Source organism: Rhizobium anhuiense (genome assembly GCF_003985145.1).
GTDB classification, from domain to species: domain Bacteria; phylum Pseudomonadota; class Alphaproteobacteria; order Rhizobiales; family Rhizobiaceae; genus Rhizobium; species Rhizobium anhuiense.
Genome location: NZ_ML133524.1, coordinates 118,725 through 144,097, shown reverse-complemented (window position 1 = coordinate 144,097; position 25,373 = coordinate 118,725). Strand labels below are relative to the sequence as shown.

Annotated in this window: 23 protein-coding genes, 3 tRNA genes and 1 riboswitch; of the genes, 20 read left to right on the top strand and 6 right to left on the bottom strand. The window is 61.4% G+C overall.

Annotation, left to right across the window (positions count from 1 at the left end; translation table 11 throughout):
• Positions 1-35: 35 nt before the first annotated feature.
• Positions 36-1,289 carry a GGDEF domain-containing protein gene (locus tag EEQ99_RS13980; RefSeq protein WP_047616484.1) on the bottom strand — a complete coding sequence of 418 codons (1,254 nt, stop codon included), beginning with the start codon at positions 1,287-1,289 and terminating at the stop codon, positions 36-38.
• A 391-nt stretch (positions 1,290-1,680) separates the two neighbouring features.
• Here EEQ99_RS13980 and clpP point away from each other — a divergent pair, with 391 nt between their 5' ends.
• From clpP to EEQ99_RS13950, 6 genes are all read left to right on the top strand, one after another.
• On the top strand, positions 1,681-2,310 hold the full coding sequence (clpP, locus tag EEQ99_RS13975) for an ATP-dependent Clp endopeptidase proteolytic subunit ClpP (protein ID WP_003573944.1): 630 nt from the start codon (positions 1,681-1,683) through the stop codon (positions 2,308-2,310).
• A 303-nt stretch (positions 2,311-2,613) separates the two neighbouring features.
• Positions 2,614-3,891 (top strand): ATP-dependent Clp protease ATP-binding subunit ClpX, encoded by a 1,278-nt coding sequence (clpX, locus tag EEQ99_RS13970; protein ID WP_003573940.1) that lies wholly within the window; start codon positions 2,614-2,616, stop codon positions 3,889-3,891.
• A 404-nt stretch (positions 3,892-4,295) separates the two neighbouring features.
• Positions 4,296-6,713, top strand: coding sequence for an endopeptidase La (gene lon / locus EEQ99_RS13965; RefSeq protein WP_047616487.1), 2,418 nt, complete (start codon positions 4,296-4,298; stop codon positions 6,711-6,713).
• Between the two features lie 206 nt (positions 6,714-6,919).
• Positions 6,920-7,195 carry a DNA-binding protein HupB gene (hupB, locus tag EEQ99_RS13960; protein WP_003558438.1) on the top strand — a complete coding sequence of 92 codons (276 nt, stop codon included), beginning with the start codon at positions 6,920-6,922 and terminating at the stop codon, positions 7,193-7,195.
• Positions 7,196-7,335: 140 nt separating this feature from the next.
• Positions 7,336-7,594: riboswitch (FMN riboswitch) on the top strand.
• 85 nt (positions 7,595-7,679) lie between these two features.
• Complete coding sequence (gene ribN, locus EEQ99_RS13955) at positions 7,680-8,588, top strand: riboflavin transporter RibN (protein WP_425299665.1); 909 nt, start codon at positions 7,680-7,682, stop codon at positions 8,586-8,588.
• Positions 8,589-8,683: 95 nt separating this feature from the next.
• A complete protein-coding gene (locus EEQ99_RS13950) occupies positions 8,684-10,882 on the top strand; it encodes an esterase-like activity of phytase family protein (protein ID WP_127430625.1) in 2,199 nt (732 codons plus the stop codon).
• Between the two features lie 181 nt (positions 10,883-11,063).
• On the opposite strand, the gene EEQ99_RS13945 is transcribed toward EEQ99_RS13950, so the two are convergent.
• Positions 11,064-12,050, bottom strand: a complete 987-nt coding sequence (locus EEQ99_RS13945) for an aldo/keto reductase (RefSeq protein WP_047616494.1) — start codon at positions 12,048-12,050, stop codon at positions 11,064-11,066.
• Between the two features lie 242 nt (positions 12,051-12,292).
• On the opposite strand from EEQ99_RS13945, the gene EEQ99_RS13940 reads away from it, so the two are divergent.
• Complete coding sequence (locus tag EEQ99_RS13940) at positions 12,293-12,694, top strand: (R)-mandelonitrile lyase (RefSeq protein WP_244604801.1); 402 nt, start codon at positions 12,293-12,295, stop codon at positions 12,692-12,694.
• Between the two features lie 5 nt (positions 12,695-12,699).
• On the opposite strand, the gene EEQ99_RS13935 is transcribed toward EEQ99_RS13940, so the two are convergent.
• Positions 12,700-13,305: a class I SAM-dependent methyltransferase gene (locus EEQ99_RS13935; protein WP_047616496.1), complete on the bottom strand. Its 606-nt coding sequence runs from the start codon at positions 13,303-13,305 to the stop codon at positions 12,700-12,702.
• Positions 13,306-13,469: 164 nt separating this feature from the next.
• On the opposite strand from EEQ99_RS13935, the gene EEQ99_RS13930 reads away from it, so the two are divergent.
• The gene (locus tag EEQ99_RS13930) at positions 13,470-13,823 is read left to right on the top strand and encodes a hypothetical protein (RefSeq protein WP_097543023.1); all 354 of its coding nucleotides are present in this window, start codon (positions 13,470-13,472) and stop codon (positions 13,821-13,823) included.
• A gap of 129 nt (positions 13,824-13,952) precedes the next feature.
• Positions 13,953-14,501, top strand: coding sequence for a glutathione peroxidase (locus EEQ99_RS13925; RefSeq protein WP_047616651.1), 549 nt, complete (start codon positions 13,953-13,955; stop codon positions 14,499-14,501).
• 55 nt (positions 14,502-14,556) lie between these two features.
• On the opposite strand, the gene EEQ99_RS35485 is transcribed toward EEQ99_RS13925, so the two are convergent.
• From EEQ99_RS35485 to EEQ99_RS13910, 3 genes are all read right to left on the bottom strand, one after another.
• Positions 14,557-14,769 (bottom strand): hypothetical protein, encoded by a 213-nt coding sequence (locus EEQ99_RS35485; protein ID WP_048338652.1) that lies wholly within the window; start codon positions 14,767-14,769, stop codon positions 14,557-14,559.
• A gap of 464 nt (positions 14,770-15,233) precedes the next feature.
• Complete coding sequence (locus EEQ99_RS13915) at positions 15,234-15,632, bottom strand: hypothetical protein (protein WP_127430623.1); 399 nt, start codon at positions 15,630-15,632, stop codon at positions 15,234-15,236.
• Positions 15,633-15,734: 102 nt separating this feature from the next.
• Positions 15,735-15,810 (bottom strand) — tRNA-Val (locus tag EEQ99_RS13910).
• Between the two features lie 428 nt (positions 15,811-16,238).
• Between EEQ99_RS13910 and EEQ99_RS13905 the strand changes: the two genes are divergently transcribed.
• The 11 genes from EEQ99_RS13905 (at position 16,239) to nuoG (ending at position 25,368) form a co-directional block, all read left to right on the top strand.
• A tRNA-Asp gene (locus EEQ99_RS13905) sits at positions 16,239-16,315 on the top strand.
• An 85-nt stretch (positions 16,316-16,400) separates the two neighbouring features.
• A tRNA-Asp gene (locus tag EEQ99_RS13900) sits at positions 16,401-16,477 on the top strand.
• 246 nt (positions 16,478-16,723) lie between these two features.
• Positions 16,724-17,089, top strand: a complete 366-nt coding sequence (locus tag EEQ99_RS13895) for an NADH-quinone oxidoreductase subunit A (protein ID WP_010055493.1) — start codon at positions 16,724-16,726, stop codon at positions 17,087-17,089.
• The gene (locus EEQ99_RS13890) at positions 17,080-17,664 is read left to right on the top strand and encodes a NuoB/complex I 20 kDa subunit family protein (RefSeq protein ID WP_003578567.1); all 585 of its coding nucleotides are present in this window, start codon (positions 17,080-17,082) and stop codon (positions 17,662-17,664) included. The genes EEQ99_RS13895 and EEQ99_RS13890 overlap by 10 nt, the downstream gene beginning before the upstream one ends.
• Before the next feature lie 19 nt (positions 17,665-17,683).
• Entirely contained in the window at positions 17,684-18,286 is a 603-nt protein-coding gene (locus EEQ99_RS13885; protein WP_047616504.1) for an NADH-quinone oxidoreductase subunit C, read from the top strand.
• 63 nt (positions 18,287-18,349) lie between these two features.
• A complete protein-coding gene (locus EEQ99_RS13880; RefSeq protein ID WP_047616506.1) occupies positions 18,350-19,540 on the top strand; it encodes an NADH-quinone oxidoreductase subunit D in 1,191 nt (396 codons plus the stop codon).
• Complete coding sequence (locus EEQ99_RS13875; protein WP_047616508.1) at positions 19,540-19,812, top strand: hypothetical protein; 273 nt, start codon at positions 19,540-19,542, stop codon at positions 19,810-19,812. Before EEQ99_RS13880 ends, EEQ99_RS13875 begins: the two co-directional genes overlap by 1 nt.
• Positions 19,813-19,828: 16 nt before the next feature.
• On the top strand, positions 19,829-20,995 hold the full coding sequence (locus EEQ99_RS13870; protein ID WP_047616510.1) for an NADH-quinone oxidoreductase subunit E: 1,167 nt from the start codon (positions 19,829-19,831) through the stop codon (positions 20,993-20,995).
• Positions 20,996-21,005: 10 nt separating this feature from the next.
• On the top strand, positions 21,006-22,310 hold the full coding sequence (nuoF, locus tag EEQ99_RS13865) for an NADH-quinone oxidoreductase subunit NuoF (protein ID WP_003547378.1): 1,305 nt from the start codon (positions 21,006-21,008) through the stop codon (positions 22,308-22,310).
• A 2-nt stretch (positions 22,311-22,312) separates the two neighbouring features.
• Positions 22,313-23,068 carry an NADH-quinone oxidoreductase subunit E gene (locus EEQ99_RS13860; RefSeq protein WP_063474304.1) on the top strand — a complete coding sequence of 252 codons (756 nt, stop codon included), beginning with the start codon at positions 22,313-22,315 and terminating at the stop codon, positions 23,066-23,068.
• 218 nt (positions 23,069-23,286) lie between these two features.
• A complete protein-coding gene (gene nuoG / locus EEQ99_RS13855; RefSeq protein WP_127430622.1) occupies positions 23,287-25,368 on the top strand; it encodes an NADH-quinone oxidoreductase subunit NuoG in 2,082 nt (693 codons plus the stop codon).
• Positions 25,369-25,373 lie beyond the last annotated feature (5 nt).

The window sequence follows — 25,373 nt, the reverse complement described above, 5'->3', positions numbered from 1 at the left end:
GCCGTGCCTCGGAAAGATGCGGGTGAAGAAGCGGGCTAGCCGGCCCGCGACAGCGTGCCCATGCGCCGCAGGGCCTCGACCTGATCGTCGACCGTCGGCACGAGTTCGCCGGCGGTGCTGCTCGGTGTGGCCGGTGCAGGGGCTGCGGCCTCCGCTTCGCCGAAGGTGACCGTGCAGTTGCGGCCGGCGGCCTTGGCGGCATAGAGCGCCCGGTCGGCAGCCGAGATCAGCTTGTCGATATTGGCTTCGATCGAGGAGGCGAGCGCGATGCCGATGCTGACCGTGACCGGGACGATCGCTTCGCCGGTGCTGACGGGCAGGCGGCAGAATTCGGTGCGGATGGCTTCGGCGATCGCCTCGGCTTCCGTCTGGTCCGTAACCGCGGCGAAGGCTGCGAATTCCTCGCCGCCCATGCGGCCGAAGATGCTGTTTGGAATATACTGGCGGGCCATGCGGGCAAACGCGGTGAGTACGGCATCGCCGGATTGGTGGCCGAAACGATCGTTGACGCGCTTGAAATGGTCGAGATCGAAGAGCATCACTGCGACCTGGCGCTGCTCGTTATGGGCTTTTTCCTGGGTGGCGTCGAAATAGCCGAGCAGGCCGCGGCGGTTGAGCACGCCGGTCAGCGAATCGGTCAGGGTCAGCGCACGCAGGTGCCGTTCGGAGCGCTCCATGATCAGCCGGCACGTGAACGCGAAGGCGATGGTCAGCAGGAAGGCGCTGGCCATGGCGGAGACGCCGCCGAGATTGGTCGCCTCGATGTCGCTCGGCAGCGTCAGCGCCGTCGTCAGCGCCGAGCCGAAGCACAGGCAGCCCTGGATGACGAAGACGCCCATCAGTTTGACGCGGGTGCGCTCGCGGCGCATGTCGCCGGCGGCAACCGCCATGGCGAGTGCCGTCGCACCTGTCGCCGAAGCGAGATTGTAGAGCACCACGCGGTTCGAATAATCGCTGTTGACCCAGGGCAGGAAAACCCCGGCCAGCCAGATGACCGGCGGCAGCAGCGCCCACCATTCGATCCTCTTGCGGTCGAGTGCGAGAAAACCCGCCACCCAGGCGCTCTGGCCGAGCAGCGCAATGGCATTGCCCGCCTCGATGGAAAGCACGCTTGGGATTTCGCTGCGCAAGGCAATCATCGCAAAGCCGATGCCGGTCAGAAGGAAGCCGAGACCCCAATAGAGATAGGCCTCGTTCCTGACGTTGTGGCGCCAGGCGACGAACAGCACCAAAGCAAGCGTCATGGCCTCGGAACACCAGATGGCGAGACCTGTAGCAATATTGAACACGGCAGCAAACCCCTCGTCTGTCGGCCCTTTTCAGTTGGCTTGCATCCTTGCCGAGGAAGCTCGCCACTTCCTTAATGTCGCTGCGCTGCGGCATGGTTTTGGGCCGATATCTGCCGGTAGGCTTTCCGTTGGGTAAACGTGTATAAGCACGGTCGAATGAAGTAAGCCTTCCTTCATCCTGTCATGGAGAAAAACCGGGGGAGACAATGCCGAGGGCTCGCCGTTAACAGGCGTTTGGGGGAAAGAGGCTACCAGGAACCGCCCGGCCCCGCCTTCTTAACGTTATCCTCAGGCGTGTCTTGAAGAGGAGGGCAGGGACACTCTATGTAGGGATAAGACATTTTTCTTTGATTCCCGGCGCCGGCCGGCGAGACGTTGACAAAGGACGCACATGAGAAACCCAGTCGATACCGCTATGGCCCTCGTGCCGATGGTCGTGGAACAGACCAACCGCGGTGAACGCTCCTACGACATCTATTCCCGCCTGTTGAAGGAACGCATCATCTTCCTGACGGGCGCCGTCGAAGACCACATGGCGACGCTCGTCTGCGCCCAGCTTCTCTTCCTCGAGGCCGAAAACCCGAAGAAGGAAATCGCCCTCTACATCAATTCGCCCGGTGGCGTCGTCACCGCAGGCATGGCGATTTACGATACGATGCAGTTCATCAAGCCCGCGGTTTCGACGCTCTGCATCGGCCAGGCCGCGTCCATGGGCTCGCTGCTGCTGGCCGCCGGCCACAAGGACATGCGCTTCGCCACGCCGAATTCCCGCATCATGGTGCATCAGCCCTCGGGCGGCTTCCAGGGCCAGGCTTCGGACATCGAGCGCCACGCCCGCGACATCCTCAAGATGAAGCGCCGCCTGAACGAGGTCTATGTCAAGCACACCGGCCGCACCTATGAAGAAGTTGAAAAGACGCTCGATCGTGACCATTTCATGGATGCGGACGAAGCCCAGGGCTGGGGCGTCATCGACAAGGTTCTGACGTCGCGCCTCGAAATGGAAGGCGAACAGGCCTAGTAATTAATTGGGATGGTGTTTTTGTCGCCACAGTTCTATCCCATTTGTGATTGAACAAGGGCTTTCATCCGGCGACGAAGACGCTAATAGTAACTATTAATGCTATGTTGAATTTTTATGACATAGCATTCGGCATTCGAAGGGGAATTCGTTGCCGCCGGAACCCGGACATGATTGGTTGGGACCGGTTCGTACCCCCTGAAGCCCTTCTCGGCAAAGGCTCCGGAAACGGAGTGCCGCCAGGAGCTGATAGAGTGGACCGCGATTTCGCCTTGAAATGCGGCGTGCTGGAAGGAAAATGATATGAGCAAGGTCAGCGGCAGCAACGGCGGCGACTCCAAGAACACTCTCTATTGTTCGTTCTGCGGAAAGAGCCAGCACGAAGTCCGGAAACTGATTGCCGGACCGACCGTCTTCATCTGCGATGAATGCGTCGAATTGTGCATGGACATCATCCGCGAGGAGAACAAGTCCTCGATGGTCAAGTCCCGCGACGGCGTTCCGACGCCCCAGGACATCATCAAGGTCCTCGACGAATATGTCATCGGCCAGCGGCAGGCGAAGAAGATCCTGTCGGTCGCCGTGCACAACCACTACAAGCGCCTGGCGCACGCCTCCAAGAACGGCGAAGTCGAGCTGGCGAAGTCGAACATCATGCTCGTCGGCCCGACGGGCTGCGGCAAGACCTATCTTGCCCAGACTCTCGCCCGGATCATCGACGTTCCCTTCACCATGGCCGATGCGACGACGCTGACCGAGGCCGGTTATGTCGGCGAGGACGTCGAAAACATCATCCTGAAGCTCCTGCAGTCTGCCGACTACAATGTCGAGCGTGCGCAGCGCGGCATCGTCTACATCGACGAAGTCGACAAGATTTCGCGCAAGTCCGACAACCCGTCGATCACCCGCGACGTCTCGGGCGAGGGCGTGCAGCAGGCGCTGCTGAAGATCATGGAAGGCACGGTCGCTTCCGTACCGCCGCAGGGCGGCCGCAAGCACCCGCAGCAGGAATTCCTGCAGGTCGACACGACGAACATCCTGTTCATCTGCGGCGGCGCCTTCGCCGGCCTCGACAAGATCATCTCCGCCCGTGGCGAGAAGACCTCGATCGGCTTCGGCGCTACCGTCAAGGCCCAGGACGACCGCCGCGTCGGCGAAGTCCTGCGCGAACTGGAGCCGGAAGACCTGGTCAAGTTTGGCCTCATCCCCGAGTTCATCGGCCGTCTGCCGGTTCTGGCGACGCTCGAGGATCTCGATGAAGATGCGCTGATCCAGATCCTGTCCGAGCCGAAGAACGCGCTGATCAAGCAGTATCAGCGCCTGTTCGAGATGGAAGACGTGGAACTGACCTTCCACGAGGATGCCCTGCGCGAAATCGCCCGCAAGGCGATCGTGCGCAAGACCGGTGCCCGCGGCCTTCGCTCGATCATGGAGAAGATCCTGCTCGACACGATGTTCGAACTGCCGACGCTGGAAGGCGTGCGCGAGGTCGTCATCTCGGAGGAAGTGGTGCGCGGTTCGGCCCGTCCGCTTTACATCTATGCCGATCGTCAGGAAGAAAAGGCCAACGCTTCGGCGTGATCTTGCTGCTTTCCTATGATTATTTTGGGGGCTTGCCATCGGCAGGCCCCTTTCTATTTGAAAAACCATGCGAGGCGCTGTTAGTATTTTGCCGGTGGGAACCGGAATTGCCTTTGCCGATGTTGCGCAAAGGGGAGTGCTTGGCAATGATGCGGTGATTCCGTAAGCCTATTGTTGGCGTTTGTATTTTAGCCGGGTCGGAAGTGGTAAGCGCCGGTCCAGCCACGCGCTTCATAGTGTTGGCGTTCCGTTGTAACAAAGCCGTCACATCCGGGGAACGCGGGCGTTAGCGTGGCTTGAAAAGCGTAGTCAGAACCTCCACTTGTAGCAACAAGTGAGAGTGCCGGCCGGTCCCAAGCGGCCGTGCAGAGAGCCCGGTAACGGGACGATGGAAAGGACATAAAATGACGAAGAAAACGTCTGTAGCGAGCAGCACTGCCTACCCTGTTCTGCCCCTGCGCGACATCGTGGTTTTCCCGCATATGATCGTGCCGCTGTTCGTCGGACGGGAAAAGTCGATCCGTGCGCTCGAAGAGGTCATGGGTTCCGACAAGCAGATCATGCTGGTGACGCAGATCAACGCCAGTGACGACGATCCGGATCCGTCCGCGATCCACAATGTCGGCACCGTGGCGAACGTGTTGCAGCTCCTGAAGCTGCCCGACGGCACCGTCAAGGTTCTGGTCGAAGGCCGCGCCCGCGCCGAGATCGACACCTATACCAGCCGCGAGGATTTCTATGAGGCGCTCGGCCATGTGCTCGAGGAGCCGCATGACGATCCGGTCGAACTGGAAGCCTTGTCGCGTTCGGTCGTCTCCGAATTCGAAAGCTATGTGAAGCTCAACAAGAAGATTTCGCCCGAAGTGGTCGGCGCCGCCAGCCAGATCGACGACTATTCCAAGCTCGCCGATACGGTCGCCTCGCATCTGTCGATCAAGATCACCGAGAAGCAGGAGATGCTGGAGACGACCAGCGTCAAACAGCGCCTCGAAAAAGCTCTCGGCTTCATGGAAGGCGAGATCTCGGTCCTGCAGGTCGAAAAGCGTATCCGCTCGCGCGTCAAGCGCCAGATGGAGAAGACCCAGCGCGAATATTATCTTAACGAGCAGATGAAGGCGATCCAGAAGGAACTCGGCGACGGCGAGGAAGGCCGCGACGAGATGAGCGAGCTGGAAGAGCGCATCTCCAAGACCAAGCTGTCCAAGGAAGCCCGTGAAAAGGCCGATGCGGAACTGAAGAAGCTGCGCCAGATGAGCCCGATGTCGGCGGAAGCCACCGTCGTGCGCAATTATCTGGACTGGCTGCTCGGCATTCCGTGGGGCAAGAAGTCGAAGATCAAGGCCGATCTCAACAATGCCGAGAAGATCCTCGAAGCCGATCACTTCGGTCTCGACAAGGTCAAGGAGCGCATCGTCGAATATCTGGCCGTGCAGGCCCGCGCCACCAAGATCAAGGGCCCGATCCTGTGCCTCGTCGGCCCTCCGGGCGTCGGCAAGACCTCGCTCGCCCAGTCGATCGCCAAGGCGACCGGCCGTGAGTATGTCCGCATGGCACTCGGCGGCGTTCGCGACGAAGCCGAAATCCGCGGTCACCGCCGCACCTATATCGGCTCGATGCCCGGCAAGGTCATTCAGTCGATGAAGAAGGCGAAGAAGTCCAACCCGCTCTTCCTGCTCGACGAGATCGACAAGATGGGCATGGACTTCCGCGGTGATCCGTCCTCGGCTCTGCTCGAAGTGCTCGATCCGGCGCAGAACTCGACCTTCATGGACCACTACCTGGAAGTCGAATACGACCTGTCGGACGTGATGTTCATCACGACGGCGAATACGCTGAACATTCCAGCACCCCTGATGGACCGCATGGAAATCATCCGTATCGCCGGCTACACCGAGGATGAAAAGCGCGAGATCGCCAAGCGGCACCTGCTGCCGAAGGCCATCAAGGAACATGCGTTGCAGCCGGAGGAATTCTCGGTCAGCGACGACGCCCTGATGGCGATCAGCCAGCAGTACACCCGCGAAGCCGGTGTCCGCAGCTTCGAACGCGAATTGATGAAGCTCGCCCGCAAGGCGGTCACCGAGATCATCAAGGGCAAGACGAAGTCCGTTCACGTGACGGCCGCCAACATCTCCGACTATCTGGGCGTCCCGCGCTTCCGCCATGGCGAAGCCGAGGGCGAGGATCAGGTCGGCGTCGTGACCGGTCTTGCCTGGACGGAGGTCGGCGGCGAGCTGCTGACCATCGAAGGTGTGATGATGCCGGGCAAGGGCCGCATGACGGTCACCGGCAATCTGAAGGACGTCATGAAGGAATCGATCTCGGCAGCGGCCTCCTATGTCCGCTCGCGCGCCGTCGATTTCGGCATCGAGCCGCCGCGCTTCGACAAGAGCGACATCCACGTGCACGTGCCGGAAGGCGCGACACCGAAGGACGGCCCCTCGGCCGGCGTCGCCATGGCAACCGCGATCGTCTCGATCATGACCGGTATCCCGGTGAGCAGGCATGTGGCCATGACCGGTGAAATCACCCTTCGCGGCCGTGTGCTGCCGATCGGCGGTCTCAAGGAAAAGCTGCTCGCAGCGCTTCGCGGCGGCATCAAGAAGGTGCTGATCCCGGAAGAAAACGCCAAGGACTTGGCGGAGATTCCGGACAACGTGAAGAACAACATGGAGATCATCCCGGTATCCCGCATGGGCGAGGTGATCAAGCATGCGCTGATCCGGCGGCCGGAGCCGATCGAATGGGACGGCACGGTGGAAACGCCCGTCATCGCAACGGTCGAAGGCCTCGATGAGACGGGCGCAACCATAGCGCATTGAGTGGCCTGTGCCACATTTATGCCCCATTGGGACAAAACACGCAAAAAGGCTGGCGGAAACGCCAGCCTTTTTTGTGAAAACGTCATGTAGACGCTTGCTTTTCCTTGATTTGCAGGGCTTTTGGGTTTCCGGCGGGCCTGATGAAACCTATTCTGCGCCTAGCTTACATTTGAGTCGTTTCATACCATTTAGAAAGGGGTGGAAACATGAACAAGAATGAACTCGTGTCCGCAGTAGCCGAAAAGGCAGGACTGACGAAGTCTGACGCGGCTTCCGCTGTTGACGCGGTTTTCGACGTTGTCCAGGCTGAACTCAAGAACAAGGGCGACATCCGCCTCGCGGGTTTCGGCAGCTTCACCGTTTCTCATCGCGCTGCAACGAAGGGCCGTAACCCGTCCACGGGCGCTGAAGTCGACATTCCGGCTCGCAACGTGCCGAAATTCACGCCCGGCAAGGGCCTGAAGGATGCCGTCAACGGCTGATCTGAGATTATCCGCCAACCGGAAACGAGACCGGTTGTGCAGGATTTGAGAGGGGGTTCGGCTTGCCGGACCCCTTTTGCTTTGCCGGACCTTTTTGCTTTGGTTGATCTTGCCGCCGCGCGGGCTTTGATCTACGACATTTCTGTTCTCAGGGCGGGGTGAAACTCCCCACCGGCGGTAAGGGTCTACAGCGCCGCGCGTCTTTTCAGACGCGCAAAGGACGCTGTAGCATTTTAAGTTGCTGCATAATTTTTCCCTTAAATCGGTTCCGATTTAAGGAAATTATCCAGTAGGCTCAAGCCCGCGAGCGCCTTCTCTCATGTCGAAGCGGGGGAGGGGTCAGCAGATCCGGTGCGATTCCGGAGCCGACGGTTAAAGTCCGGATGGAAGAGAATGAGTGTCGGCTGTGCGAAGGGCAGGGGTCTGCCCCGTGTCGCTTGGTCGTGGCTCATGCGTCCTGATTTATGTTGGTCCCTGGTTTCGGATGAGAGACATGAATCAGACTTCCCTAGCCGCAGAGCCGTCTCGCGCCGTTGTCGGCGCCCTCTGGATGGTCCTTGCCGGCATTGCTTTTTCGCTTCTCAACGTCGTCACCCAATGGCTGACGATGAAGCTTGCCTTCCCCTCGGCCCCGGCCGCCTTCTGGCAATATGGCTTCGCTTTCCTGTTCTCGCTGCCCTTCCTTCGCAGGCTCGGCCTTGCGGCGATGCGCACGCGCTATCCCTGGCGTCACCTGGCGCGCGTCGCACTTGCCGCGCTCGGCGTCGAGGCCTGGATCGCCGGCCTTGCTTCGGTGCCGATCTGGCAGGCGATCGCATTGGTGATGACCTCACCCTTCTTCATCATTCTGGGCGCCCGGCTTTTCCTTGGCGAGCGCGTCGGCCCGGCCCGCTGGGCGGCGACCGCGGCCGGTTTCACCGGAGCGATGATCATTCTGCAGCCCTGGTCGGACGGTTTTGGCTGGGCGGCTCTCCTGCCCGTGCTCTCGGCGCTATTATGGGGCGCCTCGTCGCTGATCACCAAGAGCCTGACGGGCATCGAACGACCGGAGACGATCACCGTCTGGCTGCTCGTGCTGCTGACGCCGATCAATGGCGGGCTGGCGCTCGCGGCAGGCTTTGCCGTGCCGACCGGGGCGACCCTTGCCCTGTTCCTGCTGGCGGGGCTTTTGACCGCGGCAGCCCAGTATTTCCTCACTCTTGCCTATGCCGCAGCCGATGCCGCCTATGTCCAGCCTTTCGACGATCTGAAGCTGCCGTTGAACGTGCTGGCCGGTTGGCTGTTCTTCGGTTATGCGCCGGCGGGTTATCTCTGGTTGGGAGCGGCTCTGATCCTCTCCGCGTCGCTTTTCATCATGCGAAACGAGATGCGCAGGGAGCGCAAACCCGCCTGAGGTGATCCGGCGAAAAATGCCGCCTCTGTCATGCCTCTGTCATGCCGCTCCCGCAGAAAACTCATGTTTCGAATATTCGACACATGGGGGATTTCATGACCATTTCATCGCGCAAGGCAGCGCTTGCTGCCGTGCTTCTCGCATCCGTCGCCTTTCCGGCCGCGGCCGAACCAGTTTTCAACCGCATCGCTTCCTTCCCGGTCGCCCAGAACCTGCCTGATGACAAGGACAAGCTGTCGGTCAGCTCCGCCGAAATCATCACTGCGACCGACGACGGCAACACGCTGATCTATAGCGACAGCCCGCTCGGCGCGATCGGCTTCATCGACATCACCGACGCCAAGGCTCCGAAAGCCGGCGGCGCTGTCATGATGGACGGTGAGCCGACCTCGGTCACCTCGAGCGCCGGCAAGGCGCTCGTCGCCGTCAACACCTCCGAAAGCAAGGCAAAGCCCTCGGGGCGTCTCGCGATCGTCGATGTCGCGACCAGGAAGATCGAGAGCACTTGCGATCTCGGCGGCCAGCCGGATTCGATCGCCCTCAACAAGGACAAGACGCTCGGCGCCATCGCCATCGAAAACGAGCGTGACGAAGAGGTCAATGACGGCAAGATCCCGCAGATGCCGGCCGGCGACCTCGTCGTTTTCCAGGTCAGGAACGGCACCGTCGATTGCGGCACCATCAAGCATGTGGCGCTGACCGGCCTTGCCGGCGTCGCCCCGGAGGATCCGGAGCCGGAATTCGTCGCCTTCAACGGGTTGAACGAGATTGCGCTGACGCTGCAGGAAAACAACGAGATTGTCATCATCGACGCCAATACGGCCGCGGTGAAGACGCATTTCTCCGCCGGCAGCGTCGATCTGACCGGCATCGACACCAAGCGTGACGGCGCCCTGAAATTTTCAGGCGAATCCAAGGGCGTGCTGCGCGAGCCCGACGCCGTGAAGTGGCTCGACGACAACCGCCTCCTCGTCGCCAATGAAGGCGACTACCAGGGCGGCTCGCGTGGTTTCACCATCTTCGACAAGACGGGCAAGCTTCTCTACGAATCGGGCGCATCCTTCGAACGCGCTGTCGCCCATATCGGCCACTATCCGGAAAGCCGGTCGGGATCGAAGGGCGTCGAGCCCGAAGGTCTCGAAGCCGCCAAATTCGGCGACGAGCAATATTTCTTCCTGCTCGCCGAACGCGCCTCGGTCGTCGGCGTCTATAAGGATACCGGCGCCGATCCCGAACTCGTCCAGTTGCTGCCGTCCGGCATTTCGCCGGAAGGCGCGATCGCCATTCCTGCGCGCAATCTGCTTGCGACCGCCAACGAACTCGACCTCGGCAAGGACGGCGGTGCGCGCTCGCATGTGATGATCTATGAGCGCTCGGAAGGCGAAAAGGCCTATCCGCAGATCGTCTCCGCCGACAAGGACGGCAATCCGATCGGCTTTGCAGCTCTTTCGGGTCTTGCTGCCGTTCCGGGCAAGCCGGGCATGCTCTATGCCGTCAGCGACAGCGTTCTCGGCTCGCAGCCGACGATCTACACGATCGATGCCAGCAAGAAGCCGGCCGTCATCACCGAGGCCCTTGTCGTCAGGCGTGACGGCGCTCCGGCCCAGAAGCTCGACATCGAAGGCATCGCGGCTGCCGCCGACGGCTCCTTCTGGCTCGCCTCGGAAGGCTACAGTGAACGTCTCGTTCCGCACGCCCTCTATAACGTCAATGCCAAGGGCGACATCAAGGCCGAGATCGCCCTGCCGAAGGAGCTTGCCGCCAACGAAATCCGCTACGGCTTCGAAGGCGTGACCATTGTCGGCACCGGTGACGATACGACACTCTGGATGGCGGTGCAGCGCGAGTGGGGTGACGACGAGAAGGGCTTCGTCAAGCTCGTCTCCTACAATCCGAAGAGGAAGGAATGGGGCGCCGTGCGCTATCCGCTCGACAAGACGGAAAGCGGCTGGGTCGGCCTGTCGGAAATCTCGGCCCAGGGCGACAGCGTCTACATCATCGAGCGCGACAACCTGGTCGGCGATGCCGCCAGGCTGAAGAAGCTCTACAAGGTCGCGATATCGGAGCTGAAGCCCGCCAAGCTTGGCGGTGCACTGCCGGTCGTCAAGAAGACCGAAGCACACGACTTCCTCGGTGAACTCAAGACCGCGACCAACGGCTATGTGCTCGACAAGCTCGAAGGCTTCACCTTCGACGCCTCGGGCAAACCCTACGCGGTCACCGACAATGACGGCGTCAGCGACTCCTCCGGCGAGACACTGTTCTTCCCGGTCGAGCTGAATGCGACAAACTGAAACCTGCCCCTCGCCCTAGCCCTCTCCCCGTAAAACGGGGAGAGGGGACGTGCCCTGCGAGAGGTATACGGGGAACGGAGGCGTTGCGGCATGGTCCCTTCACCCCGCGAGCGTGGAGAAGGTGGCGGAAGCCGGATGAGGGGCCATCTGGCCTCCCCAGCAAAGAATCAGCACTCCAACCCTACCAGCGCTGATGCACATGCGGCGCGATCAGCCGCTCGTAGATCTCGCGGGTTGCGGCCATGATGTCGGCCGAAAGCGGGGCAAGGTCGGCGGCGGCGGCGTTGGCTCTGGCTTGCTCGGCATTGCGGGCGCCGGGGATGACGACGGTGACGGCTTCAGCCATCAGGATCCAGCGGAGCGCGAAGGCGGCCATCGTGGCGCCTGCGGGCACCAGCTTGCGCACCTCTTCCACCGCCTGCAGGCCGACCTCGAAGGGCACGCCGGCGAAGGTCTCGCCGACATCGAAGGCCTCGCCGTGACGATTGAAATTACGGTGGTCGTCGCTGGCAAAGTGCGTGTCTCGGGTGATCTTGCCGGAGAGGAGACCGCTTGCGAGCGGCACGCGGGCGATGATCGCCACGTTCTTGCGGCGCGCCTCTTGGAAGAACAGGTGGTCGGGGCGCTGGCGGAAGATGTTGTAGATGATCTGGATGCTGACGACGCCGGGATATTCGATCGCCTTCAACCCGTCCTCGACCTTTTCGACGCTGACGCCGTAACCCTTGATCTTGCCGGCCTTCTGCAGCGCGTCCAGGCTCTCGAAGACCTCCGGTTGGTAAAGCACCTCGCGCGGCGGGCAGTGCAGTTGCACGAGGTCGAGGCTGTCGACCACGAGGTTCTTGAGGCTGCGATCGATGAAGCCTTCGAGATTGGCCGTGGTGTAGCCTTCGGCGACATGCGGGTTGAGGCGGCGGCCGGCCTTGGTGGCGACCATCGGGCGGGCGCCGCCGCGCGTCTTCAGCACGTCGGCGATGATTTTTTCCGAGCGGCCGTCGCCGTAGACATCAGCCGTATCGATGAATGTCATGCCGGCATCGAGTGCGGCATTCAGGGCGGCGCGTCCGTCCGCCTCGCTGATATCGCCCCAGGAGCCGCCGATCTGCCAGGCGCCGAAGCCGACATTGGTGACGGTGAAGGGCATGCGGCCAAAAGCATGGTGTTTCATGAAAAATCCTCCCTACTGCATGTCGCCTGAAACTGTGTAGGGATAACGACATGCATAAAAACAAAGAGCCAAGGCGCGTCGCATGAAGCAAGCGCGATGCGATGCGCTTTGGTGATGAAAGACATTGGAATTATCAGTCGGGCGACTTTGCGGCAATTGTCGATCCGGCTTTGATTGGCCGCCTCGATGAAATATCGTTCCGCCACAAGGCTTCAACCTCAATGAATGGAAAAGGAAAGATCATGGAGATCAAACCCGCCGGCTCTCGCCCCTCGACGAAGCCACCGGCCGACTATTTCACCGGCGCCGTCCGCCAGGATCCGCTGATGGAAGCGCCGGCGCCGGCCCGGGCGAGGGCGGTCTCCGTCACCTTCGAACCCGGCGCCCGCACGGCCTGGCATACGCATCCGCTCGGCCAGACACTGATCGTCACATCAGGCAAGGGCCTCGCCCAGAGCTGGGGCGGGGACATCCGCGAAATCCGCCCCGGCGATACCGTCTGGTTCGCACCTGATGAAAAACATTGGCACGGTGCTGCCCCGGATATGGCGATGACGCATATTGCCGTGCACGAGGCGCTGGACGGCAGCCATGTCGACTGGATGGAAAAGGTCAGCGACGAGCAATATTCCGGCAAAGTGTGAGCGGATCAGAGCCGTTTCAGGCAATAGGAAAAATGCGCGTGCGATTCGACCGTCAGGAACTCGAATTGCCAGCCGTAATCCTTGCAGAACTTGGTGACCGCCTCGACGACGCCATAGACGATCGGTTTGACCGTATTGCCGGTGCAGAAATCATGCCCGGCAATGCGCCCCGTCCGCTTCACCTTCTTGTCACAGAGCAGCAGTTCCTGCCAGGTGAGGTCGAAGGAATGGTCGGTATCGATATAGGCCCAGTCGAGGAAATCGTCCTCGAATTCGGCAAGCTTCTCCAGCGATGTGCCTTGCATCAGGTGCAACCGGCCGGCCGCGATCTCGGCCGCGAAGTTCGTGTGGATCGCGTCTAACCCGGAGCTGTAGCGATCCATCGACCAGGGATCGATGAGGTAGAGCTGCGCCGGACGGTTCTTTTCCAGGATCTCCGCCGTATATTCGCCGAAGGCTGCGCCGACCTCGACGCCGATGCCGCCGTTCGGGATGCGATAGAGCAATTCGCCGCGGTCCGGCAGCAGCCGGGCGTTTTCCATATGATGGGCGCTGAGCGGCGTGCGCGGCATGCTCGCCCGGAGCGCCTGCCTTTCTTCACGTGTCTTCATCTCTGATCTCGGGATTGCGGGCGACGACGGCCCTGATGCGGTTTGACGGGAAGGTAGGAGCGACTGGTGCCGATGACAACCGCATGACGGGAATTTGCTTCTTTTCGACAAACCGCTAAGTTCCATCTGTGAACTGACGAAAAAGCCTCGGGAGGAGCGATTTCATGAGACGCATGTGGCCTGAAGAATTCAACGCCATCATCAGCGGTGCTGAGGAGGTGATGTTGGAAACACCAGCCGAGGCCGGCGAAGCGCCTCTGCAGCGCAAGGCGCTGAAGGCGCGAATCACCATGCAGGATTATGAGCGGATCTGGCCGCTCGCCGAGATGCGCTTCCGGCTTGGCGAAAGGGATGGCAAGGCCATCACCCTGATCACCACCAATCCCCATTACCACGCCTGGCACCCGAAGGACGGCGGCAGCGTCGATTCCGTGTCGGACAGCGGCCGCCATTACAAGACGGATTATCTCATCGTGCACTTCCTGCTCGACGATGTGAAGGAAACGTCTCCCGCCTGAGGCTGTGGCCCGGTGCGGCCGGAAGCCGCACCGGCGTCCTGTGGAAGCCAAGTTGATCCCGACGCTGATGACAACGGCGGCGATATCGCTAACTTGGGCGAACCATATCCTTACGAATTGGAGGTTCCCGTGACAGGCAACGTGCTGGATATCCCGGTCAAGACTGTGGATGGTCGCGAGACCACGCTCAACGAATACAAGGGCAGGGTGCTCCTGGTCGTCAATGTCGCCTCGAAATGCGGGCTCACGCCGCAATATGAGGGGCTGGAAAAGCTCTATGGCGAAAAGCGCGAGCGCGGCTTCGTCATCGCCGCTTTCCCCGCCAACGACTTCAAGGGCCAGGAACCCGGCACCGACGCCGAGATCCTCGACTTCTGCACCAGCGCCTATGACGTCACCTTCCCGATCTTCTCGAAGATCTCGGTCAAGGGCGAGGCGCAGCATCCGCTTTACCGGCAACTGACCAAATCGGGTGTCGCGACGACCGGCGACGGACCGATGCGCGAGCGCCTGAAATCCCACGGCATGACAGGCGGCGACGAGGACGACATCCTCTGGAACTTCGAAAAATTCCTGATCGGCCGCGACGGCAGAGTCGCCGCCCGTTTCGCGCCTGACGTGACCGCAGATGATTCGCGGCTGGTTTCGGCGGTGGATAAGGAATTGGCGAAGAGATGAAGGCCCTCGGGCGACACCAGTGGCGTCTGGACTGCGATGAGTGCTCGGCCGGTGTTCAGATCCCAAGCACGGTCACAAGCGGGGGCGTAAAGTCCTTGTAGCCCAGTCTCGGCCAGTCACACCTTCTGTCGAATCGCGTTTTTGGTTCGTGGCGCTGGCATTTCGGATTCGTCTTGAAGGCGTATCCGGGCAGGCTGACATAGATGGCACTTGGCGTACAAAGGGCAATAGCGATGCACAGCGTCAAGGCGGAGCACAGGGCCTTCATGGCACACCTCCAGGCGTCGTAAGCCTTTAAGCGCGGAAACTTTCCGGGCGGCAAATATTCCCACTTTTGCCGAGCCCCATCCATTCGCCCAATAGGAGGTGGCGCGGCGGCCAGGAGTAGTCCATTTTGGTGGAGTGCTGTCGCGATGGCGCGCATCTGAAGCTGCCGGGCGTAACGCCTTACTGCGCCGGAACGTCTCGCCGAATGCCGCCTCGAGAATGTAGACCCGCCCACAATTCGGATCATGCGGCGAGCCGGGCATCGGCCAGCCGATTGCACCGGGCACGGAGAATCGTGACAACCGACAGGCGGCGTATGGGGTTTAGGAAGGATCACCGTTTCGCTTTGCGTCGATCCACCGGAAGACGATTCGCAGCTGGTTTCGGCGGTGGATCAACAACTGGCGAAGCGTAACGATGAGTGCCCGCCAGACGGAAGGCGTACCCATCACCCCAATCACGCAATCACTTCTGCTTCAGAGAAAATGAGAAGGCGCATCGGGCGCCGCTCATAAATGAAACGCGGTTCTGGAAAAACGAAAACCTATATTCATCGCCACTTTGACCGCTGTCTCTAAAAGATGCGGGGAATCGGCTGATTTTGCTGAAGACGCCGCGCTGGCTGGCTTTCATGATTTCCAGGCTGCAGGCTGAATTGTCGGCATCGACCGAAAAAACAATCGGCAGATCCGACTGCATTCTCAGGAGATATGTTCTGGCTTCGCGGCCCGGAGTTTCTCCCGACGTCGTCATCGTCTGGTCTCCGACAGACAGGAACACCTCTTGCGCGGGCTCCTTGGCAATGCACGGCGGCGCAGCCACGCTGGCGAGAAGCAGTGCGGAGGTGATGGCAACGATTTTCATGAGGTGTCTCCTGACCGGAACACCTTGCACAGATCGCGAGCGCATTAGCGAGCGAATTCGGAATCCCGAATCGGATGGACAAGCAGCGGGAAAGTTTGGAAATGGTGGGCGATGAGAGACTCGAACTCCCGACATCCTCGGTGTAAACGAGGCGCTCTACCAACTGAGCTAATCGCCCATCGCAAACGAAGCCGGATCGGCCTGCCGCGTTGGTGGCCGTGATCTATGCGGAACGCGGCAAAACCGCAAGAGTGTTTGTGAAGATTTTTTGATTTTTTTGGTGGTGCTCCCGTGTCTTGCCCCGTGTCTTGCCCCGTGTCTGGCAATGCCGCTTAGGTTCGGCTCGGCTGTGGAAAAGTGAGGGGAGGGTGGCGAGCATCTCCGTTTCGAAGGCGCTGCGTCTGCGCCTGAGCATCGCTGCGGAACACGGAAGTGCCGGCTTTTGTTCGTCTGGCACCCAACCCGCCGAAACATTTCACAGACTGTCATGGTTTTGTCTCCAAACCTGCTTGACACTAAAAGACGAACCCCGTAGTTAGCCGCTCATCGAAACGGGCAGCCGTTTTGGTGAGGGTGCGAAGGCATCCGGACTGCTTGAAATGAATTGCGGGTGTAGCTCAGTTGGTTAGAGTGCCGGCCTGTCACGCCGGAGGTCGCGGGTTCGAGCCCCGTCACTCGCGCCATTTCAAGTCTTTGTAAAACGCAAATGCGATTTGTCGTTTGTCCGGTTTTCTTCATCCTCGCGGCCGCCAATGGCCGATCATATGCGCGGGTGTAGCTCAGTCGGTTAGAGTGCCGGCCTGTCACGCCGGAGGTCGCGGGTTCGAGCCCCGTCACTCGCGCCATTTTCTTCCGAAAGCCATGCAGTTTCCAATGGTCAGACATGCAGCTTCAGGCAGCTTGCGTGGATTTGTCGCGACATCGTTGCATCTGCTTGATAATGTCCGCGCGCGACGCGTCGAATTGCCTCTGTAAATCTCTTGCGCCGGGGCGTCGGCTGCGCTAACCACGGCTTGTTGCAACGCACGTTCGCTTGCCGGGCATTTGCCCAAATGCGCGCCTGGCGCCTCCGGCAAGCAGGGATGAACATGATGACTGAACTGCTCAGTTCTTATATTCCGATCGCTATCTTCATCGCTATCGCGCTCGTTATCGGCCTGGCGCTGCTCATTGCGCCGTTCGCCGTGGCTTTCAAAGCGCCTGATTCGGAAAAGCTCTCGGCTTACGAATGCGGCTTCAACGCGTTCGACGACGCCCGCATGAAGTTCGACATCCGCTTCTACCTCGTGTCGATCCTCTTCATCATCTTCGACCTCGAAGTCGCCTTCCTCTTCCCCTGGGCCGTTTCCTTCGGCGCCATCGGCTGGTTCGGCTTCTGGTCCATGATGGTCTTCCTTCTCGTGCTGACCATCGGCTTTATCTATGAATGGAAGAAGGGAGCCCTGGAATGGGAGTAGCCCCTGTGAGCAATCAGCCCCTCGTCGCCCAGCAGCCGAAGGGGATCATCGATCCCTCGACCGGCAAGCCGATCGGCAGCAACGACGCCTTCTTCGGCGAGATCAACAATGAGCTCGCCGACAAGGGTTTCCTTGTCACCTCGACCGACGAGCTGATCAACTGGGCCCGCACGGGCTCGCTGATGTGGATGACCTTCGGTCTGGCCTGCTGCGCCGTCGAAATGATGCAGCTGTCGATGCCGCGCTACGACGTCGAGCGCTTCGGCTTTGCGCCACGCGCCTCGCCGCGCCAGTCCGACGTGATGATCGTCGCCGGCACGCTGACCAACAAGATGGCGCCGGCGCTACGCAAGGTCTATGACCAGATGCCCGAGCCGCGCTACGTCATCTCGATGGGCTCCTGCGCCAATGGCGGCGGCTATTATCACTATTCCTATTCGGTGGTGCGCGGTTGCGACCGCATCGTGCCGATCGACATCTACGTGCCGGGCTGTCCCCCCACGGCGGAGGCGCTGCTTTACGGCGTGCTTCTGCTGCAGAAGAAGATCCGGCGTACCGGCACGATCGAACGCTAAGGGTTAAGGACAAGGCAATATGAGTGAAGCCCTGACTGAGCTTGCGTCCTACCTTGGTGAAGCGCGCGGCAACCTGGTCGCCGCATCGCAGACGAAGTATGGCGAGCTGACGGTGACGACGACGGGTGAAAACCTGGTCGCGCTGTTGACCTTTTTGCGCGACGACGCCAAATGCGGTTTCGTCAACCTGATCGATATTTGCGGCGTCGACTGGCCGCAGCGCGAGCTGCGTTTCGATGTCGTCTATCATCTGCTGTCGCCGAAGAAGAACCTGCGCATCCGCGTCAAGGTCGCGACCGACGAAGATACGCCAGTTCCCTCGGCCTGCGCCGTCTATCCCGGCGCCGACTGGTTCGAGCGCGAGACCTGGGATATGTACGGCGTGCTCTTCACCGGTCACCCGGACCTGCGCCGCATCCTGACCGACTACGGTTTCGAAGGCCACCCGCTGCGCAAGGACTTCCCGACGACAGGTTTCGTCGAGGTCCGTTACGACGACGCCGCGAAACGCGTCGTGTACGAGCCGGTCGAGTTGAAGCAGGAATTCCGCAACTTCGACTTCATGTCGCCATGGGAAGGCACCGACTATGTGCTGCCCGGTGATGAAAAAGCGAAGCAATAAATTAAAGGCGGCTGGCGGCTTTCGCCGCCACTCATCGGTTATCTGAGAACGCGAGCCATCGCCATGACAGAACATAACGTCCGCAACTTCAACATCAACTTCGGACCGCAGCATCCGGCGGCGCATGGCGTTCTTCGTCTTGTCCTGGAGCTTGACGGCGAAATTGTGGAGCGGGTTGATCCGCATATCGGCCTGTTGCATCGCGGCACCGAGAAGCTGATCGAGACCAAGACCTATCTTCAGGCCGTGCCCTATTTCGATCGCCTCGACTATGTCGCGCCGATGAACCAGGAGCATGCCTATGCGCTGGCCGTCGAAAAGCTGCTCGGCATCGAGATTCCGATCCGCGGCCAGCTGATCCGCGTGCTCTATTCGGAAATCGGCCGCATCCTCTCGCATCTTCTGAACGTCACCACGCAGGCCATGGACGTCGGGGCGCTGACGCCGCCGCTCTGGGGCTTCGAAGAGCGTGAAAAGCTGATGGTGTTTTACGAGCGCGCCAGCGGTTCGCGCATGCACGCTGCTTATGTCCGCCCGGGCGGCGTCCATCAGGACCTGCCGGAACAGCTCGTGCAGGATATCGGCGACTGGTGCGACCCCTTCCTGAAGGCGCTCGACGACATCGACGACCTGCTCACCGGCAACCGCATCTTCAAGCAGCGCAACGTCGATATCGGCGTCGTCTCGCTGGAAGACTGCTGGGCCTGGGGCTTTTCCGGCGTCATGGTGCGCGGTTCGGGCGCTGCCTGGGATCTGCGCCGCGCCCAGCCTTATGAATGTTATTCCGATCTCGAATTCGACATTCCGATCGGCAAGAACGGCGACAACTACGACCGCTACCTGATCCGCATGATCGAGATGCGCGAATCGGTCCGCATCATGAAGCAATGCGTCAATCGCCTGCTGTCCGATGCCAAGACCGGCCCCTTCTCGTCGATCGACGGCAAGGTCGTACCGCCGAAGCGCGGCGAGATGAAGCGCTCGATGGAAGCGCTGATCCACCACTTCAAGCTCTATACCGAAGGCTACCACGTGCCGGCCGGCGAAGTGTACGCCGCCGTCGAGGCGCCGAAGGGCGAGTTCGGCGTCTATCTCGTCTCCGACGGCTCCAACAAGCCTTATCGCTGCAAGATCCGCGCGCCGGGTTATGCCCATCTGCAGGCGATGGACTTCATGTGCCGCGGCCATCAGCTTGCCGACGTCGCGGCCGTGCTCGGCTCGCTCGACATCGTCTTCGGCGAGGTGGACCGCTGATGCAGCTTCTGCCGCTGGCCGTCGCACTCCTTCTTTCGGCATCCGGAGTTTCGGCTCAGGAGGCCGATAGCCTCGGCACGCCGCTGGGCCATAAGGAAGAGACGCCGCCGGCGCAGCAATCGTCCATGGGCGAGCTTTTGTCCAAGGGCTATCAGATCAAGGCTGCCGTTCCGAACGGCGGCAAATTCGTAGTGTTTATGCAGAAAGACCAGTCGGCCTATGCCTGCGAAATGCAGTCTTTGACCGCTTCGCGGTGTGGAACCCTAAACTGACAAGGCGTGAGGAAGAATGTCCGTTCGTCGATTAGCCGAAGATCAATTTCAGCCTGCCGCATTCGCCTTCAGCGATGAGAATGCGGTCTGGGCGGACAAGACGATCCAGAAATACCCCGCCGGCCGCCAGCAATCGGCGGTCATTCCGCTATTGATGCGGGCGCAGGAGCAGGACGGTTGGGTCACGCGCGCGGCGATCGAAAAGATCGCCGACATGCTCGACATGGCCTATATCAGAGTGCTCGAGGTCGCGACCTTCTATACGCAGTTCCAGCTGCATCCTGTCGGCACGCGCGCCCATGTCCAGGTCTGCGGCACGACGCCCTGCATGCTGCGCGGCTCGGAAGCGCTGATGTCGGTCTGCAAGAGCAAGATCCATGCCCATGCCTTCGAGCGCAATGCCGAAGGCACGCTGTCCTGGGAAGAGGTCGAATGTCTCGGGGCCTGCGTCAACGCGCCGATGGTGATGATCGGCAAGGACACCTATGAGGACCTGACGCCAGAGCGTCTCGAAGAGATCATCGACGTCTTTGCCGCCGGCAATGGCGCCAGCATCAAGCCCGGCACCCAGATCGACCGGATATTTTCAGCGCCCGAAGGCGGCCCGACCTCGCTGACGACGGAAGAGCCGAAGGCCAGGACGCGCGCCAAGAAGGCCGATGCCGAAACCGTGTCGGCCCCGGTCGACGCCGCGCCGGTTCCGCCTTCCGAGGCCGCCCGCCCGAAGAGCACCGATGCCGAGACCAATGCAGCGCTGAAGACGCCGGCAACCGCACCGAAGGCGGCGGCGAAGAACGCCAAGGCCGCCGAAGAGCAGCCGATATCGGGCACGGCGGCTGCCGAACCGGCGCCGAAAGCTACCGTCAAGGCCGAAGCCGCCCCGTCGGCCAAGCCTTCCCTGACCGACAAGAACCGTCCGTCCGGCATCGAAAAGCCCGCAGCCCCGGATGATCTGAAGATGATCTCGGGCGTCGGTCCGAAGATCGAGGCGACGCTGAACGAAATCGGCATCTTCACCTTCGCGCAGGTCGCGGGCTGGAAGAAGGCCGAACGCGAATGGGTCGACGGCTACCTGAACTTCCGCGGCCGCATCGAGCGCGATGACTGGGTCAAGCAGGCCAAGGCGCTCGCCAAGGGCGGGGAAGCGGAATATATCAAGGTCTTCGGCAAGAAGCCGCGGTAAGAGGTGAAGCATGTTACAAGATAAAGACCGCATCTTTACCAACATCTACGGCCTCAAGGACAAGTCCCTGAAGGGCGCGATGAGCCGCGGCCACTGGGACGGCACCAAGCAGATCCTCGAAAAGGGCCGTGACTGGATCATCAACGAGATGAAGGCATCCGGCCTTCGCGGTCGCGGCGGCGCTGGCTTCCCCACGGGTCTCAAATGGTCCTTCATGCCGAAGGAAAGCGACGGACGCCCGCATTACCTCGTCGTCAACGCCGACGAATCCGAGCCCGGTACCTGCAAGGACCGCGACATCATGCGCCACGATCCGCATACGCTGATCGAAGGCTGCGTCATCGCGAGCTTCGCCATGGGCGCCAATGCGGCCTATATCTATGTGCGCGGCGAATATATAAGAGAGCGCGAGGCGCTGCAGGCGGCGATCGACGAATGCTATGATTACGGCCTGCTCGGCAAGAACAACAAGCTCGGCTGGGACATGGACATCTTCGTCCATCATGGCGCCGGCGCCTATATCTGCGGCGAGGAAACCGCGCTGCTCGAAAGCCTCGAAGGCAAGAAGGGCCAGCCGCGCCTGAAGCCGCCATTCCCGGCCAATATGGGCCTCTACGGCTGCCCGACGACTGTCAACAACGTCGAATCGATCGCTGTTGCACCGACGATCCTGCGCCGCGGCGCCGGCTGGTTCTCCGCCATCGGCCGCCCGAACAATGTCGGCACCAAGCTGTTCATGCTCTCCGGCCACGTCAACAAGCCGTGCACGGTCGAAGAGGAAATGGGCATCACCTTCCGCGAGCTGGTCGATCGCCACGCCGGCGGCATCCGCGGCGGCTGGGACAATCTGCTCGCCGTCATTCCGGGCGGCGCATCCTGCCCGATCGTTCCGGCCAAGGACATCATCGACTGCCCGATGGATTTCGACGGCTTGCGCGGCGTCGGCTCCTCCTTCGGCACGGCGGCGGCGATCGTCATGGACAAGTCCACCGACGTCATCAAGGCGATCGCCCGCATCTCCGCCTTCTTCAAGCACGAGAGCTGCGGTCAGTGCACGCCGTGCCGCGAAGGCACGGGCTGGATGTGGCGGGTGATGGAACGCATGGCCAAGGGCAATGCCCAGAAGCGCGAAATCGACATGCTGTTCCAGGTGACCAAGCAGATCGAAGGCCACACCATCTGTGCGCTGGGCGACGCAGCCGCATGGCCGGTGCAGGGTCTGATCCGTAACTTCCGTCCCGAGATCGAAAAGCGCATCGACCAGTATACGGCGAGCGCGCTCGATCACGGCGCGGTTCTGGAGGCGGCTGAATAATCATGGCGGACAATGCATCCAAGGCTGGGAAGAAGGAAGAAGTCGCCGATTTCGCGGCCGGTTTCGGCCGCCTTGCCGCCGAGATGCTTGAAAATGCACAGGCGATGCCGGTGCATCCGCTGATGGCGCATCCGGCTGCAGCCTTTGCCGCGGCAACGGCGATCGGCTTCGGTTTCTCGACGCAGATGGCCGGCGCCTTCTTCGGCGCCTGGCAGAGCGCCCTGGAAACCACGAGCAAAGTCGCTGCCGCTCTCGATGACACGCCGCCGGACGAGCCGGCGCCCGATGTCGAAATCCGGCCGGAGAATATTCGCCCTGCCGTCAAGGCTTTCACCAAGCCGGCGGCCGGGAAGAAGGCAGGGCCGACACTGACTGTCGTCAGGCCGGTCAGCGAACCGATCCCGGCCAGCCAGACGAAGCCGGTCACTGAAGCGAAGCCGGTCACTGAAGCGAAGTCTGTCGGCCAAACGAAGTCGGTTAGCGATACGAAGCCGGGCCAGCTGAAGCCGGCCGTGAAGGCAAGACCGGCTGCGCGGGCTGTCAAGGCCGACGATCTCAAGCTGATCGCCGGCATCGGCCCGAAGCTGGAGCAGGTGCTGAACGCCAAGGGTATTCGCAGCTTCGCCGAGATTGCCGCCTGGACCGACGCGGAAATCGCCCGGCTCGACGCCGAACTCGGCTTCAACGGCCGCATCGGCCGTGACGACTGGACCGGTCAGGCAAAAGTTCTGGCAGGGCGAGGCCGCAGGAAGAAATGAACTGTCCGGCCGTGTCAATCGGCCGGAAGAATGGGCAGATCGGCGGACGGGCGGGGGCCTTTCGATGCCGGTGCGGGTTCCGGGTCTGGAACGCGTGACAGAGAATTTCGGCGACATCCGGTGTCGGCAGGACGAAAGATCCGGCTTGGCAATGAGAATGTTGCAAAAATAGGTTTGTTTGCCGTCATCAGGCAAACGGGAAACAGGACTGAGCGACGATGGCAAAACTGAAGATTGACGGCAACGAGATCGAAGTTCCGGATCATTTCACGCTATTGCAGGCGTGTGAGGATGCCGGCGCCGAGGTTCCGCGCTTCTGCTTCCACGAGCGCCTGTCGGTTGCCGGCAATTGCCGCATGTGCCTCGTCGAGGTGAAGGGTGGCCCGCCGAAGCCGCAGGCTTCCTGCGCCATGAGCGTGCGCGACATTCGCGGCGGCCCGAACGGCGAACTGCCCGAGGTCTTCACCAACACCCCGATGGTCAAGAAGGCCCGCGAAGGCGTGATGGAATTCCTGCTGATCAACCATCCGCTGGATTGCCCGATCTGCGACCAGGGCGGCGAATGCGACCTGCAGGACCAGGCGATGGCCTTCGGCATCGACACCTCGCGCTATCAGGAAGACAAGCGCGCCGTCGAAGACAAGTATATCGGCCCGCTCGTCAAGACGGTGATGAACCGCTGCATCCACTGCACGCGCTGCGTCCGCTTCACGACGGAGGTTGCCGGCATTTCCGAACTCGGCCTGATCGGCCGCGGCGAGGATGCCGAGATCACCACCTATCTCGAACAGGCGATGACCTCCGAGCTGCAGGGCAACGTCGTCGACCTTTGCCCGGTCGGCGCGCTCACCTCCAAGCCCTTCGCCTTCACCGCGCGCCCCTGGGAATTGAACAAGACCGAATCGATCGACGTCATGGATGCCGTCGGTTCGGCGATCCGCGTCGACACTCGCGGCCGCGAAGTCATGCGCATCCTGCCGCGCGTCAACGAGGCGATCAACGAGGAGTGGATCTCAGACAAAAGCCGCTTCATCTGGGACGGGCTGAAGACCCAGCGCCTCGACCGGCCCTATGTGCGCCGCGACGGCCGCCTGCAGCCCGCCACCTGGGCCGAAGCCTTCGGCGCCATCAAGGCCGCCGTCAGCGCCACCTCGGGCGACAAGATCGGCGCGATCGCTGGCGACCTTGCTTCCGTCGAGGAAATGTACGCGCTCTCCGAACTGGTGAAGTCGCTGGGCTCGACCAATCTCGACTGTCGCCAGGATGGGGCGGCACTCGATCCGTCGCTCGGCCGCGCAAGCTACCTGTTCAACCCGACCATTTCGGGCATCGACCAGGCCGACGCGCTGTTGATCATCGGCGCCAATCCGCGCTTCGAGGCGGCGATCCTCAATGCCCGCATCCGCAAGCGCTGGCGCCGCGGCAAGTTCCCGATCGGCGTGATCGGCGAGGCGGGCGAACTGCGCTACAGCTATGATTACCTCGGCGCCGGTCCCGACACGCTGAAGGATCTGGTCGACGGCAACCATGCCTTCGCCGAGGTGCTGAAGAACGCCGCCAAGCCGATGATCATCATCGGCCAGGGCGCGCTGTCGCGCAGCGACGGCGCCGGCGTTCTCGCCAGTGCCGCCAAGCTTGCCGGTTCGGTCGGCGCGGTCGTCGAAGGCTGGAACGGTTTTGCCGTCCTCCATACCGCAGCCTCGCGCGTCGGCGGCCTCGACCTCGGCTTCGTGCCGGGTGCTGCCGGCGTCAATGCCGCCGAAATGCTGAGCGCGATGGACGTGCTCTTCCTGCTTGGCGCCGACGAACTCGATTTCGCCACCAAGAAGGCCAGGCTCACCGTCTATATCGGCTCGCATGGCGATAACGGCGCGCATCATGCCGACGTCATCCTGCCGGCTGCGGCCTATACGGAAAAGTCCGGCACCTGGGTCAACACCGAAGGCCGCGTCCAGATGGGCAACCGCGCCGGCTTTGCCCCGGGCGACGCCCGCGAGGACTGGGCGATCATCCGCGCGCTTTCCGACGTGCTCGGCAAGAAGCTTCCCTTCGATTCGCTGAGCGAACTGCGCGTCCGGCTCTACGCCGCTTTCCCGCATTTCGCCGCCATCGACGAGATCGCCGAAAGCGATAGCGCCCAAATTGCCGCAGTTGCGAAAAAAGCCGGCAAGATGAACAAGTCAGGGTTTGCGTCGCCGGTCAAAGACTTCTATTTGACGAACCCGATAGCGCGCGCCTCGGCTGTCATGGCGGAGTGCTCGGCATTGGCCCGCAACAACTTCAAAGTCGCGGCAGAGTAAGGGCA